Consider the following 16,062-nt stretch of genomic DNA (forward strand, 5'->3'; position numbering starts at 1 on the left):
CCATGAGTGACCGCCGTCCAGACAAGTGCGGAGCAGAGCGGCGTCACGACCGGCCAGGATCAGTACCCGGCCGGTGCCCAGGTGGTCGTGCGGGACGAGGAGTGGCTGGTCAGGAGCTCGATGCCGACGGAGGACGACGGTACCCGGATCGAGGTCGTCGGGGTGTCGGAGTTCGTTCGTGACCAGGAGGCCGTGTTCTTCTCCGGCCTGGACCGCATCGAGCTGCTCGACCCTCGGGAGACGTCTCTCGTCATGGACGACTCCCCGAACTACCGGCGCTCCCGGCTGTTCCTGGAGGCGGTCCTGCGACGCACCGCGCTCCCCCAGTCGGAGCGTCGGCTCGCGCTGGCCGACTCGTTCCTGATGGACCCGCTGCCGTACCAGCGGCGCCCCGCCGAGCTGGCTCTGTCCGGCGCCAACCTCCGCCCGCGCCTGCTGATCGCGGACGTGGTGGGCCTCGGCAAGACCCTGGAGATCGGTCTGACGCTGGCCGAGCTGATCCGTCGCGGCCGGGGCGAGCGCATCCTGGTCGTCACCCCGCAGCATGTGCTGGAGCAGTTCCAGCACGAGCTGTGGACGCGGTTCGCGATTCCGCTGGTGCGGCTGGACTCGGTCGGCATCGAGCGGATCCAGCGGGAGATTCCGGCCGGCCGCAACCCCTTCACCTCGTTCAAGCGGGTCATCGTCTCCATCGACACCCTGAAGAACACCGCCCAGTACCAGCATCATCTGGAGCAGATCCGCTGGGACGCGGTCGTCATCGACGAGTCGCACAACCTGATCAACCGCGGCTCCCTGCGCAACCAGCTCGCGCGCACGCTCGCCCCCCGCACCGACGCCCTGATCCTCGCGTCGGCGACCCCGCACAACGGCGACGCCAAGTCGTTCGCGGAGCTGATCAGTCTGCTGGACCCGGTGGCGATCCGGGACCCGGAGAACTACCGCGCGGCCGACATCGAGCACCTCTTCATCCGCCGGACGAAGATCAGCCCCGAGGTGCGCGAGCAGATGAAGGGCCAGTGGGCGGGCCGCGGCCCCTCCCGCTCCGTGCACTGCCCGGCCACCCCCGCCGAGGAGAAGATCTTCGAGGAGCTGGCGGCCGTGTGGCTGCCCGGTGACGGCGGCACCTCGGTGAGTTCGGTGCCCCTCTTCCCGTACACGCTGCTGAAGTCGTTCCTGTCCTCGCACGCGGCGCTGCGGGCCACGGTCTCCGCGCGGATCAAGACGCTGGAGAAGAAGGACGACCCGCAGGACACCGAGGCCGAACTGGCGGCTCTCCATCGGCTGTCGGAACTGGCCGCCGACCTCACCGAGGCGGACTCGGCGAAGTTCGCCGCGCTCGTCCGTCAGCTGCGCGAGGAGATCGGTGTCGGGCCCTCTTCCGACGAACGGGTCGTGGTGTTCTCCGAACGTGTGCAGACCCTGGAGTGGCTGGCCGAGGTGCTGCCCGCGGCACTGGGCTTCAGAGGCCGGGCCGCCCGGGACTGCGTCCGGGTCATGCACGGCGGTCTCTCCGACGAGCAACAGATGGCCTGTGTCGAGGAGTTCGGCCTGGCCGACACGCCCGTACGGGTCCTGGTGACCGGTGATGTGGCCTCCGAGGGTGTCAACCTGCACCGGCAGTGTCACCAGTTGGTGCACTACGACGTGCCGTGGTCGCTGATCCGTATCGAGCAGCGCAACGGCCGTATCGACCGCTACGGGCAGGCCAGGCCCCCGGAGTTCCGCGCGCTGATCCTGACCAGCGAGGTCGAGGGGGCCAAGGACGACACGGTGGTCGCCGAACGGCTGCTGGAACGCGAGGACCAGGCCCACCGTTCCCTGGGAACGGCGGAGGCCGTGACCGGTCTGTACCGGGCGGAGGCGGAGGAGAAGTCCCTCATCCAGGACCTGCTGCGCGGCCGGACCGTGGACGAGTCCCTGGACGCCCGCCGCTCCGGCGAGGAGGTTCAGGACGCGGGCCTGGACGACTTTCTCGCGGACTTCTTCGGCCCGGTCGGCGAGGAAGCGCCATCGGCGGAACCCACGGAAGCTGACGGCTCCGCTCCCGCTGCCGCCCCGTCTGCCGCTGTCGGTACCGAGTCGTCGGGCGGCCGGGCCGCCGCGAGCCCCGTGCTCCCCCGGCTCTTCGACTCGACCGCGCAGTTCCTGGACGACGCGCTGCGCGAGGTGTACCCGGACGCCCGTGAGCGGCTGGACCTGGACCGTGACCAGCAGTCGGGGCTGCTCTCGTTCCGCCCGCCGACGGAACTCGTCCACCGCCTCAAGGCGCTCCCGAGCGACTACCTGCGCGAGCAGCGGCTGCGCGAGCGCATGCTCGTGACGTTCAACCGTCGCCTCGCCGAACACTCCCTCCAGCGCGCCCGGGAGTCGTCCACGTCGAGCTGGCCGGAGATCTCCCTCCTCACGGACCTGCACCCCGTCGTCGAGTGGCTCACCGACAAGGTTCTCGTCGGGATGGGCCGCCAGGAGGCCCCGATGATCACGGCGAACGTGGCGGAGCCCGTCTATCTCGTCCAGGGCGTGTACTCGAACAAGCTGGGCAGGCCCACGGTGGTGAAGTGGATGGGGGTCACCTGGCGGAAGGCGAGCAGGGAAGGCCTGGTCGACGACGACATGGTGTCGCTGCTGCGCCGCTGCGGTGTCGGCCCCACCATGGCGAACAAGCGCCGCTACCGCGATCCGGCGCCGCTGTGCGAGGCCCTCCCCGATGTCCTGGACACGGCCGAGGCGTTCCTCGACACGCATCGCGACGCCTGGGACGAACCGCTGCGCGAACCCATCGAGCAGTACAAGCGGCGGCTCGGCACCTGGCGCCAGCCCACGCTTGCCGGGGAGCGTACGAAGGAGCGCCTCGCCGATCTCGCCGACTCCCTGCTGACGACGGGCCGGCCACTGCTGCGGGTCCTCGCGGTGCTCGTGCCGGACCCGGACCGCGAGGACGACGACGGCCCGCCGCCCGTCTCCCTCACCGCCCCGGCCGCGTCCCCGTCCCGGTTCTGAGAGAAGCCCTGCCATGACGTACGACTCCCTCGTCAACCGCGGCGACTACTTCTCGGCCCACTATCTGGCCGAGGTGCTCCCGAAGGACCTCAAGTCGGGCCTGTTGCAGGCGTGGAAGGACCGCGAGGAGGCGGCGAAGCCGCCCGCCGGAGGTGCCGCCGCCACGGAGGCCGACGCACTCGACGCGTCGACGCCCGGCGCCGACGGGCTGCCCGTGACCCCCCGCGCGGGGCTGCGGGCGCTGCGCCGCGACTACTTCCGGGCCCGGTCGTTCTTCGCCCTCCCCGAGGACGAGGACGGCATCCGCGTGGTACGGGAACGCGACGAGGAAGAGGTGACCTACGGCGACTCGACGTGGCGGGAGCGGGTACGGGCGCTCAACGCCGAGGTGTTGCGCGCTCTCGGCTACGACGCCAAGCCGCGCACGCTCACCGTGGTGCGCGCCGGGCAGACCCATGAGATCCCGGTCGCCCATGCCGAGAAGGGCCTGGTCGCGGTGGACTGCGGCTGGGCTGCCGAACCGGATGCCGCCCTGGACAAGAACGGCCGGGGCCGGCTGCTGGAGCCGGTGCCACTCGACGGTCTTCCCTCCCTGGAGACCGGCGACAAGCTGGCGAGGTTCCTGTTCGCCTGCGAGGAGCCTCCCCGGTACGTACTGCTGCTGTGCGGTGGGGTGATCGTCCTCGCCGACCGGGTGGTGTGGGGCGAGGGCCGTTCCCTCGGCGTCTCCCTGGACACCGCGCTCCAGCGCAACGACACCAGGGCGGGCGGCGAACTCGACACGGTGGCCGCGCTGTTCGGCGCGGACTCGCTGCGCACTCCGGAGGAGGGCGGCGAGAACCCGCTCGCCGAACTCGTCGGCAAGTCCGCGAAGCACGCGGTGGGCGTCTCCAGCGAACTGCGCGACGGCCTGCGCAAGAGCGTCGAACTCATCGCCAACGAAGTACTGGAGCGACTGCGCGAGCAGGACCTGCGCCCCGAGGACATCGGCGGACTCTCCGAACTGGGACGTCAGTTGACTCGCGAGTCACTGCGCTACCTCTACCGGATCCTGTTCCTCCTCTACGCCGAGGCCCGCCCCGACCTGGGCATCCTGCCGGCCGACTACCCCGAGTACCAGCAGGGGTACGGCCTCGGCCGCCTCGCCGAACTGATCGCCGACCGGGAACCGATCAGCGACGCCGCCCGCAAGGGTTTCTACCTCTACGAGTCCCTGGACCTGCTCTTCGGCAAGGTGCAGGACGGCTACCGCCCGCGCCGCACCCACGGCGTGGAGGCGACGGTCGACGGCGTCGACGCCAAGACCAGCGAGGACGTCGGCCTGCGCTTCGAACCGTTGCACAGCAAGCTGTTCGAGCGGGACGCCATCCGGCTGATCGGCGACGACAGCCTCCCCGACCCGCGCTTCGACTCCGACGAGGCCCTGGCCCGGGGCGAGTCCGTGCGCTACCTCGACACCCGGCTGCGCAACGCCACGCTCCACCAGGTGCTGCACCACCTGATGATCACCCGGGGCAAGCGGGGCGAACGCGGCGGCTTCATCTCCTACGCCCAGCTCGGCATCAACCAGCTCGGCGCGGTGTACGAGGGCCTGATGTCGTACAGCGGCTTCATCGCGGGCGAGGAGCTCTACGAGGTCGCCAAGGGCGGCGACCCGAAGGACGGCTCCTGGCTGGTCCCCAAGTCGAAGATCGACGAGTATCCCGACGCGGTGTTCGTACGACGCCGGGACCGGCACACGGGCGAGGACGTCCGGATGCGCTACCCCACGGGTTCGTTCGTGTACCGCCTCTCCGGACGCGACCGGCAGACCTCCGCCTCGTACTACACACCGGAGTCGCTGACGAAGGTCACCGTGCAGCTGGCCCTCCAGCAGCTGCTCACCGAGGAGACCGAGGCGAAGGAGCTGCTGAACTGGCGGATCTGCGAGCCGGCGCTCGGCTCGGGCGCGTTCCTCAACGAGGCGATCAACCAGGTCGCCGCCGAGTATCTGCGGCGCAGGCAGAGCGAGCTGGGCCGGTCGATCGACACCGAGCAGTACGCCGTCGAACTCCAGAAGGCCAAGGCCTACATCGCCCTGCACAACTCCTACGGCGTCGACCTCAACGAGACCGCCGTGGAGCTGGCCGAGGTGTCGCTGTGGCTCAACACGATGCACCCCGGTATGGAGGCGCCCTGGTTCGGCCTGCACCTGCGGCGCGGCAACTCGCTGATCGGCGGGCGGCGGGAGGTGTACGCCGCTGACCGTCTGAAGAAGGGCGGCTGGCTGGGGACGACTCCGGAGCGGTTCGCGCTGGCGGACGCGGTGGGGGGTGCGACGCTGCCGGAGGGCTCGGTGCACCACTTCCTGCTTCCGGCGAAGGAGTGGGGCGCGGTCGCCGCCGAGAAGGAGGCGAAGGCGCTCGCCCCGGAGGCGGCGAAGACGCTGGGCGCGTGGCGGAAGGCGATCACCAAGTCACCGACGGCCCGACAGACGGCCCGCCTTCAGGGGCTCGCCCGGCGGGCCGAGTACCTGTGGGGGCTGGTCGTACGGCGCCTGGAGCTGTCCGAGCGGGACATCTCGCGGCGCATCGGCGTGTGGGGCGCGGAGGACGACTGGCTGCGGCGGCCGGAGGTCGCGGTGCAGCGGGACGAGGTGCTGGCCGACCTCCATGCCGAGGACACGCCTTACTGGCGGCTCAAGACGCTCATGGACGCGTGGTGTGCGCTGTGGTTCTGGCCGGTGCAGGGCGCGGCGCTGCTGGACGGTACGGACGAACGGTATGCGCGGGCCGAGGCGTTGGCGGAGCGGGCGGCGGAGTTCGAGGCGGCCGGGGTATCGGCTGCGGCTGGTGAGGAAGACTCCGGGGTTCTGATGGCCTGGGAGGCGGACGCGCTTCCGGGTTTCTCGGCCGAGCCCCAGCAGATGACTCTGACGCGCGATTCGGTGTCGCGCCGCCGTACCGGGCGCCGGGCGGAGCAGGTCAAGGGGCAGCGCCGGGAGGTCATCCCGCTGGCGGGGCTGGACGACTGGCTCGACTTCGCCGAGGCGTTGCTGGGGACGCAGGACGTGCCGAGTGAGTCGCTGGTCTCGGCGTTCGAGACGCTGGACGACCTGTCGGTGTACGAGGGCGAGTTGCCCGAGTGGATGGGCATGGAGCGGTTCCATCGGCTGGAGAACCGGTTCTTGTGGGCGGCCATGGCCAGGGATGTGGCGAAGGCTCAGGGGTTCTTCCACTGGGAGTTGGAGTTCGCGCAGGTGTTTGCGCGGGGCGGGTTTGATTTGCAGGTTGGGAATCCGCCTTGGGTGCGGCCTCGGTGGCAGGAGGATGTGGTTCTGGCGGAGCTGGAGCCGTGGTTTGTACTGGCGGAGAAGCCGAGTGCGGTGGAGTGGCGGCTGCGGCGGGAGGAGGCTCTGAATTCCTCCGATGGCAATCAGGCCTACCTCTTGCGCGAGTTGGCCACTCACGAGGGATCTGTCGCTGTGCTGGGTAGCTCTGGCGTCTATCCCCTTCTCGCGGGAACACAGGGGGACCTTTACCGAGCCTTTATGTCGCAAGTGTGGCGGCACATGAAACTTTCCGGAAGCGCAGGTCTTATTCACCCGGACACCCACTTTGGCGGAGCCCGCGAAGGTGCACTTCGTGCAGCCGCATACCGTCATCTGCGCGTGCACGGTCATTTCGTCAACTCGGCCAACTGGGCGTTTGAAGATCTCGGGCGCACACAAGAGTTCGGTACGCACATCTATGGCTCTTCACGCGAGCCCGACTTCCTGCACGCCAGCGAACTGCGCGCTGCGGAGGTGTTGCCCGAATCACTGGACCACGACGGGCAAGGAGCGGTGCCCGGCATCAGGTACGGCGACACGTGGGACGTACGGCCGCATTTGGAACGCGTAGTGCACGTGAACACGGCGCTGCTGACCAGCTGGCAGACTCTTACGGGCTCGGCAGGTCCAGCCACTGAGGCGCCCTTGCTCTACCCGCTCCTGCGCGGGGAGGAGGCGGCCATCGAGGCACTCGCCGCCTATCACAGCATCCTTGCCGACTACAGGCCGATGATCACAAGGGGATATGACGAAGCCGGTGCCAAGAAAGAAGGGCTGATCCGTTGGGGAAACCAGGCCGTTCCGGAGCAGGCGGATGTCATCTTGCAGGGACCACATATCTCGGTAGCCCATCCCTTCTCAAAAGAGCCGAGGACCCCCTGCCGAAATCACCGGGACTGGGAACCTGTTGCGCCCACGGAACTGCCTGAGGCGTACGTACCAGTAACCAACTACGTGCGGGCGACTGATAGCGCGACGTACCTGACTGCCCAGAACTCCTGGAACGGAGAGCCTTCCACCTCATACTTCCGGCTCGCCTGGCGAGCCATGATCCCCTTCAACACATATCGCAGTCTGTTGGCCGCACTGTTCCCGCCCGGCCCTGCGCACGTCCACACAGTGCACTCGATGGCCCTGACCAACAATCGACTGACTGCTCTCAATGCGGGCTTTTGGGCAGCACTGCCTCTCGACTACCTGTTGCGCATCACAAGCCGCTCCCACCTCCAGGTAGCTGAGGCACACCAAATGCCCGCCCCCAACCTCGAACACCCGCTTGCCCCGGCACTCCTCCTCCGCACCCTCCGCCTGAACGCCCTCACCACCCACTACGCCCCCCTCTGGACGGAACTCTTTGACGCCCGCTGGGCTGGTTACGAGGACTGGGCCAACCCCGACTGGCCCTTCTTGAAGCCCCTCGCCGCAGGCCTCAAGCCGACCTGGGAATACGGAACCCCACTTCGCACCGAGCACGAACGCCGAGCCGCCCTCGTCGAACTCGACGCCCTCGTCGCCGTCTGGCTTGGGATCACCGCCGACCAGCTCGCCGCGATCTTCAAGTCCCGCTACCCCCAGCTGTACGACTACGAGTCGGCAACCTACTTCGACTGCAACGGCCGCAAGATCGCGGCCGACTTCAACACGTACGGCCACGGCCAGACCAAGCAGGACTACCTCGATCTCCTCGCCCACTTGGAGGACCCAGAGCGCACCCCTCCCCCAGAGGGCTACCAGGCCCCCTTCTACAAGGCCGACCGAGAGGCCGAGATGAGGGCCGCGCATGCGCACTTCCAGGCCCGTCTGGAAGCGGAGATCGCCGCAGGGCGCTGGACTCCGCCCGTCCGCGAAGCCGTACAGGCGTAGTCGGCGAGCCCCGCCGGACACAGGTCTGCCCCCTGGCGCCTCGCCGGGGGCAGATCGTCGTAGCTCTACTTGACGGCGAAGTCCAAAAACGCCTTCCAGGCCACAGAATCGACCGCAAGGCCAGGGCGGACCGTGTCCTTGGAGTCGCGCACGTGGATCGCCTGAGGGCAGGCGGCCACCTCGACGCACTCGCCCCCGGCCCCACCGCTGTAGCTGCTCCTGAACCAGTGCAGTTCCGCCGTAGCGCCCGTAGTTTCCACCTTCACACCTCTCCAAGCAGCTTCTCGACGAACGCCAGCGACTCGCGTGGAGTGAGAGCCTGCGCACGGACGATCCCGTAGCGCGACACGATTCCCTGGACCTCGCGCCGGTCGCTGACCATTGTGCTGCGTCCCTGGGCCTCCAGGTAGGCCACTTGATCGCCATCCGCACGCTGTAACACGGTGAACGGTCCGTCAACTCCGGCGTTGTCGTCCCGGTCCAGTGGCATCACCTGAACTTCTACGTTCCGGAACTCGGCAACCAGCATCAGGTACTCCAGTTGGCCGCGCATGACCCCCCAGCCACCAAGCGGCCTACGCAACACCGCCTCGTCCAGAACGAAGCTGAGCAGCGCCGCTGGCTTCCGGTCGAAGATGTGCTGGCGAGTCAGACGCGCCGCCACCCTCTGTTCCACGGTTCCCTCGTCCAGCAATGGGCGCCACATACCGAATACAGCCCGCATGTAGTCCTCGGTCTGAAGCAGTCCAGGCACAGCTTGGGTCGCGTACACCCACACCTCGACCGCTTCAGCCTCCAACCTGGCCGCATCCCGAAAGAACGCGGGATACTGCGCCCGCGCAACCTCCTCCTTCATCTCCTGGAGGACCCCACCCGCGTCCAAGACCTCGTCCGCCCGGTCGATGAACTTCGGCGGCGGCACCCGGCGCCCCTGCTCATACGCGGCGATCGTCGACACCGAGTAGCCCGTCATCGAGCCGAACTCGGCCCGCTCCAGCCCCGCCCGTAACCGGAACCGCTTCAACTGGCGCCCGAAGACTCGCAGGATGCCGGAACCCGCCCCCGACTCCCGCTCCTCCCCCTCCGCCCCGGGCTCCTCCTCGGCCAACCCAGCCACCTCGCTCATGCTCCGCACCGCCTCCCCGGCCAACGCGCCCCCGCGCCGACCGTCACGCACCGCCCCGCCTACACACACCGGCACCTCACGTACAGCTACCGCCCGTGTGCACGTCGTATCTCGTCACGGTAAAACCGGCACGTCAGCGTGGACCACATGAACAACGAAACTTCCCCCGCACCGGGGGTGGCACCCAGCCCTGCCCGCCGCGAGTTCGCGATGCGGTTCACCTCGTCCACCCGCGGCGCACGCCTCGCCCGGCGCCTCGTCTCCCACCGGCTGGACTCCTGGGGCCACCCGTACACCGGGAACGCCAACGAGACGCTGTCGCTGATCACTTCGGAGCTGGCCGCCAACGCCGTACGGCACGGGCATGTCGCCGGGCGGGACTTCCACCTGCGACTGGCCGAGACCGCCGACGGCCCGCGCACCCTGCGCGTCGAGGTCACCGACACCCGCACCGAACGCGTACCGCTACTCACCGCCCAGGAGCCGCCCGGGGACGAGGAGTCGGGGCGGGGCCTGCTCATCGTCGCCCAGCTGGCCACCCGTTGGGCCGTCACCCCGCGCGCCGACGGCCCTGGCAAGACCGTGTGGGCGGAACTGTGGCTGCCCGGCGACGCCCCCGCACCGTCTCCGATCAGCCACTTTCCCGCCAACGCCTGACGGGTTTTCGGAAACACCGGCGCCGACTGTCAGACCCGCCAACTATCGTCGTCCGCTCACGCCTCCACCAGGCACACCGCAGATCGAGGGGACGCGCTGTGACCACCACGCCCGAGGAACGGACCGGGTTCCGGATCTCCATCGTCGACGAGGACCCGTTGCGTGCGCGCAAGGAAGCACGGGAGCTGCTCACGCAGATCGCCGACGCCGATCCGGAGGCGGCGCTGGACGTTTCCCGGCGGGGCGCGGGCGCGCCGGTCGACGGGTCGCTCAAGGGCGGGCTCACGGCCGACACGATCGGTGTGCTGATCAGCGCCGGGTCACTGGTCGCCGCCGGGGTGCAGATCTGGCTGGCCAGGGTGCCGCAGCGGACGGTCGTCGTGACGCGGCCGGACGGGGCGACCCTGCACATCACCGGGAAGGAGGCCCGCGAGGACGACGAGCGGATCGCGCGGTTCCTCGCGGGCGGCGGAGAGACGCTCCGCGGCGCGGAGCTCGACGGCCCCGGCGACGGCCCCGCGGCGGGCTGAGCGCGGATGACCGACAACGACCGGTTCGCCATGCTCGTGGGCGTGTCCACGTACGACAGTGACGCGTACCCGGACCTGCCGCCCGTGCGCGCCGACCTGCACTACATGCGGGCGGTGCTGGAGAACACCGAGATCGGCATGTACAACGACTGCGCGATGGTCGCCGAGCCGACCCGCGCGGAGATGCTGTACGCCGTCGAGACGTACCTGAACGCGCGGCAGCCCAGCGAGACGGCCCTGCTCTACTTCAGCGGGCACGGCGAGTTCTGCGAGGACGACAACCAGCTGTACTTCCTGACCCGGGACACCGACCCGGCCGATCTGCCGGGTACGGCGGTCCCGGCGGAGTTCCTGGAGCGGATGCTCCAGTCGTGCCGGGCCGCCTCGAAACTGGTGCTGCTGGACTGCTGCTCCAGCGGCTCCGTCGTCCAGGGCTGGACCGCGAAGGGTCCGGCGGAGGGGCCAGCGCGGCCCGCCCCGAGCACGCTGCTGCGACCGACGGGCGTGTACTTCATCACCGCGTCCGACGCCCTCCAGTCCGCGTCCGCGATGGCGCCGGACGGGTCGAGCCTCGGTACGTCCCGGTTCACCGGGGAGATCGTGGAGGGGCTGCGCAACGGGCGGATCAAGGACGGTGGTTGGATCACGCCGGACGACCTGTTCGAGTACCTGACCGCGCAGATGAGGCGCGACGGCGTACCGGAGGAGCAGCGCCCCACCAAGTCCACGATCAGGGCCACGAACCAGCTGCCCTTCGCCCGGTCGGTGGCCCGCCCGGTGCACCTTCCGGTGCCGCCGCGCGACGCGGCCGAGACGGTCCGGCGGTCGCCCGCCCTGCTGAAGGCCCGGGAACTGGCCGCGCTCGACGCCCGGGACGGCGTCGACTGGGAGCGGCTGCTGCGGTACTACGCGCACTGCCTCACCGCTCAGTCGGCGGCCGGCATGCGGCCCGACCGGGACAGCGGGCGTGGTTCGAAGTACTTTCTGCTGGGTCAGGGCGAGGAGACCATCCAGTCCGGTCGGGGCGCCGTCTTTCCCGCCCCCGGGACACTGCCCAAGCCGCAGGGCAGGGCGGCCGGAGCGAGCGGCGGTGACACGGGGGCGCAGCTGGAGTACTGGTACGGCTATCCCGCGATCACCCTGCCCGTGCGCGACGGCGGTGCCCGGGGACGCCGTACGACCGTGGAGCTGGCGCCGCTGCTCATCCAGCAGATGGAACTGGCCCCGGACCAGGAGGGCCGGGACGTGCTCCGGCCCAGCGGCGTTCCCTCCCTGCACACGGGTGTCGTCTCGGAGCTGCTGGACGCGGGTGACGCGGCCGACCTCATCGCGCACTGGCAGCCCTCCTGGCAGGAGGGCAACGACGCGCAGATGCTGCGCGCCGTACGGGAGTTGCTGGAAACGCTGGGGCTGCCGGAGCTGGAGCCGCTGGACCCGTCCGCGCTCAGCGAGCGGACGGTGATGCAGGCGCTGCGGCCGGGCGCGCACAACGCGGCCGTCCTGCTGGTGCCCTCGGGTGTGGAGGCCAAGGCCACCGAGGCCCTGGTGGACAACCTGCTGCAGATGTCGGCCCGGACCGGGCAGATCCCCGGCACCGCCCTGGACGCGCTGCTGAGCGGCGGCGAGGGTGCGGAGCGGGGCGCGTCCGTCGCCGTGGTGGCTCCGGGGCCGTGCAACGAGAGCCAGGAGTCGGTCATCTCCTCGGCGATGACGCGGCCCCTGACGGTGGCGACCGGGCCGCCCGGCACGGGCAAGAGCGAGGTCGTCACCGCCGTCGTCACCACCTGTGTCGCCGCCGGACAGTCCGTGCTGGTCGCCTCGACGAACAACGAGGCCGTGAACGTCGTCGCCGAACGCTGCGACGACATCGCGCCCGGGCTGCTGATGCGGACGGGCAACACCGAGGCACTGGTGCGGGAGGCCGCCAAGCTGGAAGGGCTGCTGGGCGAGCCCGCCCAGGCGCCGCGACGCGGATCGGCCACCGTGGGCGGGCAGTTGCGCAGTGCGCGCAAGACGGCCGACGGGCTGCGGGCACAGGCCGCGCGACACGTCGCCGAGGAGGGGCGTCTGCTGGAGCTGCTCCAGGAGCGGGCGGAACGGGCACAAGCGCTGGAACTGCCGCTGCCGCTCCTGGAGCGGGTGTGGGCCGCGGGAGACGACGGTTCGGCCGCTCTGGGGCATTGGGAGGGGCGGGCGCGGAAGGTGGCCGGTGCCCCCTGGTGGCTTCTCGGCCCATGGCGTCGGGGACGGGCCCTTGCCGCACTCGTAGCGGCGGCGACCGACGGCGCGCAGGAGGACCGCCCGGACGTACCGGCCCGGCCGGATCTGCCCTCGTGGCCGGAGTGGGCGGCCGGGCGGCCGGTGCCGGCGGAGTTGCTGGAGTCGCTGGCGGACACCGTGGCCGTGGAACAACAGGTGCGGGCGCTCGTCCCCCGGCAGACGGAATGGGACGAGGACGGGCTGCGGCGGTCACGGCTGGAGGCGGCGGGCACGCTCTCCGAACTGTCTTCGGAACTGTCGCGGGCGGTGTCCGCAGAGGCGCTGACGCGGGGGCGGGCACTCATGCAGCAGCGGCTCCAGGCACTGCGGAGCCGCTCGGGCTTCCAGCGCAGCCAGAAGAACCTGATGGCGCACATCAAGGGATGGGCCGTCAGCACGCACTCGGTGCGGCAGCTGGAACTGACCCCGAAGCTGTTCGACCTCGTCGTCATCGACGAGGCCAGCCAGTGCTCCATCCCGTCGGTACTGCCCCTGCTGTTCCGGGCCCGCCGGGCACTGATCATCGGCGATCCGATGCAGCTGGGGCACATCCCCGGTGTGTCACCCCAGCAGGAACAGCAGGCACGGGTCCGGGCCGGGCTGAGCGCGGCGCAACTGGAGCACCACCGGCTCACCTACCACGTCTACTCCGCGTACCACGCGGCCGAGCAGCACGGAGACTCCGCGCTGCTCCTCGACGAGCACTACCGGTGCCACCCCCGGATCGCCGACATCGTCAACGGTTACTGCTACGCGGGCCAGTTGCAGGTCCTCACCGACGTACGGGGGCAGGTCCCGGCCGCCGACCCGGTGGGGGCGGCCGATCCGGCGCCGGCGCTGGGCTGGGTCGACGTGCCGCGCGGCGAGTCGGCGCTGGGTGGCAACGGGCGGTCCTGGCGCAACCGGGCGGAGGCGGAGGCCGTACGGGGAGTGGTGGACGAACTGCTGGAGCGGCTGCCGCAGGACGCCACAGTGGGTGTGGTCACGCCCTTCCGGGCGCAGAAGGAGGCGTTGGCGCGGGTGTGGCGCGACGACGACCGTGTCCGGGTCGGCACCGTGCACGCCTTCCAGGGCGGCCAGCGCGACGTGATGGTGCTGAGCCCCGTGGCCACGCACAACACCCCGCCGAGGACGACCCATTGGGTCGCGAGCCAGGTCAACCTGTGGAACGTGGCGGTGACCCGGGCGAAGTCCCAGCTGATCACCGTGGGCGCGCACGGGTTCTGGCAGGGGCAGAGCGGACTGCCGACCCTGCTCGCGAACCGCTCGGCGCTCCTCGGGGCGGACACCGACGAGGCCGAGGAGCCGGTGACTACGGCCACGCCGGAGACCGGGTTCCGCGAGGAACTCGCCGACCGGCTCCAGCAGTACCTCGCCGAGCGCGGGATCACCGACCTGGAGCGGGCGGCGGTGGTCGGCGGCCACCCGGTGGACCTGCTGTTCACCGAAGCCGGGCAGAACACGGCGGTCCTGATCGACCTCGGCCCGCCGCCCGGTATCGACCCGGCGCGGCACCTGCGGCTGACCCACGCACGGGGCGACCTCCTGACCGGGCTGCCGTCCGGGGGCTACGGGGCGAAGACGTGCCCGGTGGGCCGTGTGGTGAGGATCCCCGCGTGGCGCATCCTGGCAGGCGAGGAGATCCTGGCGCCGGTGTTCGACTGACCGGGAAGGGCCTGGCACCAGAGGTCCGTTCAGGTGCCGGGCAGGGACCGGACGACGTGCGTCATGTGCTGGACGCTGCCTGCCCAGAGCCACTGCGTGTGGGTGCCGGTGCCCTCGCTGTCCGTCACGGGCCCCTCGGCGCAGTCGCGCAGCCAGGTCTCCCCGGCACTCGCGACCGCAGTGCGGAAATCGGGAAGATCGCGGATCCGGCGGGCGGCGGCCCGGATGCCCACCGTTCGGTCCGGCCCTCCGTTCAGCACCTTGCACAGCACGAACGAGCGGTCGGTGGTGTAGCGGAGGACTCCCCAGGGCGGGCCTCCGCCTCCCGGCTCCGTGGCCAGGGCTGCGGGGGGCTGCACCCCGTAGTCGCCGTATCTCAGCCGCCAGAGGCATTCCCTGCGGGCCGCCCGTACCTCGTGCCACATGTCCCAGTCGGCGCGGGGCTCCTCGTGCGGCTCGCCGAACCGCGCCATGTCGTCGGTGACGTGGGGGAACGCCCCGCCGAGCACGGCGACGGTCCGCCACTCGCCGGCCAGTGGCTCGAGGGCGTCCAGAGCGCGCAGCGCCTCCTTTCCCGCGTCGGGGCGGCCGGGCAGGACGGCACCCAGGTCCAGCAGCAGATCGACGGGCACTCCCCTGTCGACCCGGTCCAGCAGCGCGCAGACCGTCTCGGCGACGGCTCCGTCCCACTCCCCCGGCATGCGAACACGGACCCCGACTCCGCTGCCGCAGCGGCGGGCGGTCTCCAACGCGGCCGTCTGCTGGGCCTCGCCCCGCTCCGGACCGGTCACCGGGCGAAGCAGGTGGTTGAGTGCGCTGTACTCGGCCAGGATCGCGGCGAGTGCGGGTGTCTGCCCCGCCTCGGCGAACGGGGCGTCGATCCAGCCCGGATGGCGCCGGTGCACGCCTCTCACCCAACGCAGTTCCTTCTGCCAGCGGGCCTGTCTGAGTTGCGCCGGAGTCGCCCCTGGAGAGGGCGGGAGGTTCCAGAGGGGCGCGACCGACGCCTGGATGTCGGGCCGGAGGCGCTCGTAAGCCATCCGGGCATGCTGCCGGACCGGCAGAACGGGAACGTAGAGCGGTTCGGACATCGCGGCTCCCCCTCGGCACTGCCCGCGCGCTTTCCCTTCCCGCCAGGGTCCGCGAACGTCACGGCGTATGAAAGAGAGCCCTTTCGGTCCGGATGGCTGAAGTGCGCAAGTACCTGGTGACGGTGTGACGCAGACCCAGTTGCGCAAGACCCTGCCCTGCCGCAGCGCACTGGCCCTGTCCGCCGTCGAGATGGAGTCGTGGCTGATGCTCTTCCCGGACGCGTTTCCGAAGGTGCGGCGGGGCTGGTCCATGCGGTCCGAAGACCGGCGAAAGGACTTCACCAAACTGGCGAATCCCAAGGAGCACCTCCAGAGGCACCTGGGCAAGCCCACATATCGGGTCTCGGACTCTCCGAAGATCATGGCGGAGGCCGTGAAACTCGGCCAGGTCAGCGCACGTCCGCCCGGCAACAACAGGTCCTTCAGGGACTTCGCGGACCAGTTGGCCTCCTGGAAGAACAAATAGGGACCGGCACCCCCCTGAGAAGTCCAGAGCCCCGGTCCCTCACCGGCCGGGGCTGTCACCCATCCCCTATACGGTGGTATCGATCACCAGGG

9 protein-coding genes are annotated in these 16,062 nt (G+C 70.2%); 6 read left to right on the forward strand and 3 right to left on the reverse strand.

From position 1 onward, the window contains the following. Positions 1-6: 6 nt before the first annotated feature. On the forward strand, positions 7-3,003 hold the full coding sequence (locus tag ABTX62_RS25150; protein ID WP_352118319.1) for a DEAD/DEAH box helicase: 2,997 nt from the start codon (positions 7-9) through the stop codon (positions 3,001-3,003). Positions 3,004-3,016: 13 nt separating this feature from the next. After that, on the forward strand, positions 3,017-8,176 hold the full coding sequence (locus ABTX62_RS25155; RefSeq protein WP_352118320.1) for a class I SAM-dependent DNA methyltransferase: 5,160 nt from the start codon (positions 3,017-3,019) through the stop codon (positions 8,174-8,176). A gap of 65 nt (positions 8,177-8,241) precedes the next feature. Here the strand turns inward: ABTX62_RS25155 and ABTX62_RS25160 are convergent, their stop codons facing one another. Both ABTX62_RS25160 and ABTX62_RS25165 read right to left on the reverse strand, forming a co-directional pair. Continuing rightward, positions 8,242-8,436: a DUF397 domain-containing protein gene (locus tag ABTX62_RS25160; RefSeq protein ID WP_352118321.1), complete on the reverse strand. Its 195-nt coding sequence runs from the start codon at positions 8,434-8,436 to the stop codon at positions 8,242-8,244. Positions 8,437-8,438: 2 nt separating this feature from the next. After that, complete coding sequence (locus tag ABTX62_RS25165) at positions 8,439-9,302, reverse strand: helix-turn-helix domain-containing protein (protein ID WP_352118322.1); 864 nt, start codon at positions 9,300-9,302, stop codon at positions 8,439-8,441. A 147-nt stretch (positions 9,303-9,449) separates the two neighbouring features. On the opposite strand from ABTX62_RS25165, the gene ABTX62_RS25170 reads away from it, so the two are divergent. From ABTX62_RS25170 to ABTX62_RS25180, 3 genes are all read left to right on the forward strand, one after another. After that, on the forward strand, positions 9,450-9,959 hold the full coding sequence (locus tag ABTX62_RS25170; RefSeq protein WP_352118323.1) for an ATP-binding protein: 510 nt from the start codon (positions 9,450-9,452) through the stop codon (positions 9,957-9,959). A 98-nt stretch (positions 9,960-10,057) separates the two neighbouring features. Continuing rightward, on the forward strand, positions 10,058-10,489 hold the full coding sequence (locus ABTX62_RS25175) for an effector-associated constant component EACC1 (RefSeq protein WP_352118324.1): 432 nt from the start codon (positions 10,058-10,060) through the stop codon (positions 10,487-10,489). Between the two features lie 6 nt (positions 10,490-10,495). Next, positions 10,496-14,413 carry a caspase, EACC1-associated type gene (locus tag ABTX62_RS25180; RefSeq protein WP_352118325.1) on the forward strand — a complete coding sequence of 1,306 codons (3,918 nt, stop codon included), beginning with the start codon at positions 10,496-10,498 and terminating at the stop codon, positions 14,411-14,413. Positions 14,414-14,442: 29 nt separating this feature from the next. Here ABTX62_RS25180 and ABTX62_RS25185 read toward each other — a convergent pair whose 3' ends face one another. Continuing rightward, the gene (locus ABTX62_RS25185) at positions 14,443-15,504 is read right to left on the reverse strand and encodes a beta family protein (protein ID WP_352118326.1); all 1,062 of its coding nucleotides are present in this window, start codon (positions 15,502-15,504) and stop codon (positions 14,443-14,445) included. 124 nt (positions 15,505-15,628) lie between these two features. On the opposite strand from ABTX62_RS25185, the gene ABTX62_RS25190 reads away from it, so the two are divergent. After that, on the forward strand, positions 15,629-15,970 hold the full coding sequence (locus tag ABTX62_RS25190) for a hypothetical protein (RefSeq protein ID WP_352118327.1): 342 nt from the start codon (positions 15,629-15,631) through the stop codon (positions 15,968-15,970). The last annotated feature ends 92 nt before the right edge of the window (positions 15,971-16,062 follow it).

The organism is Streptomyces sp. NPDC096046, assembly GCF_040303285.1.
Taxonomy (GTDB): domain Bacteria; phylum Actinomycetota; class Actinomycetes; order Streptomycetales; family Streptomycetaceae; genus Streptomyces.

Bases quoted from the DNA above. Each gene is read 5' to 3' on its own strand.
- ABTX62_RS25155 (WP_352118320.1), top strand. From the start codon at position 3,017: ATGACGTACGACTCCCTCGTCAACCGCGGCGACTACTTCTCGGCCCAC.
- ABTX62_RS25165 (WP_352118322.1), bottom strand. From the start codon at position 9,302: ATGAGCGAGGTGGCTGGGTTGGCCGAGGAGGAGCCCGGGGCGGAGGGG.
- ABTX62_RS25170 (WP_352118323.1), top strand. From the start codon at position 9,450: ATGAACAACGAAACTTCCCCCGCACCGGGGGTGGCACCCAGCCCTGCC.
- ABTX62_RS25180 (WP_352118325.1), top strand. From the start codon at position 10,496: ATGACCGACAACGACCGGTTCGCCATGCTCGTGGGCGTGTCCACGTAC.
- ABTX62_RS25185 (WP_352118326.1), bottom strand. From the start codon at position 15,504: ATGTCCGAACCGCTCTACGTTCCCGTTCTGCCGGTCCGGCAGCATGCC.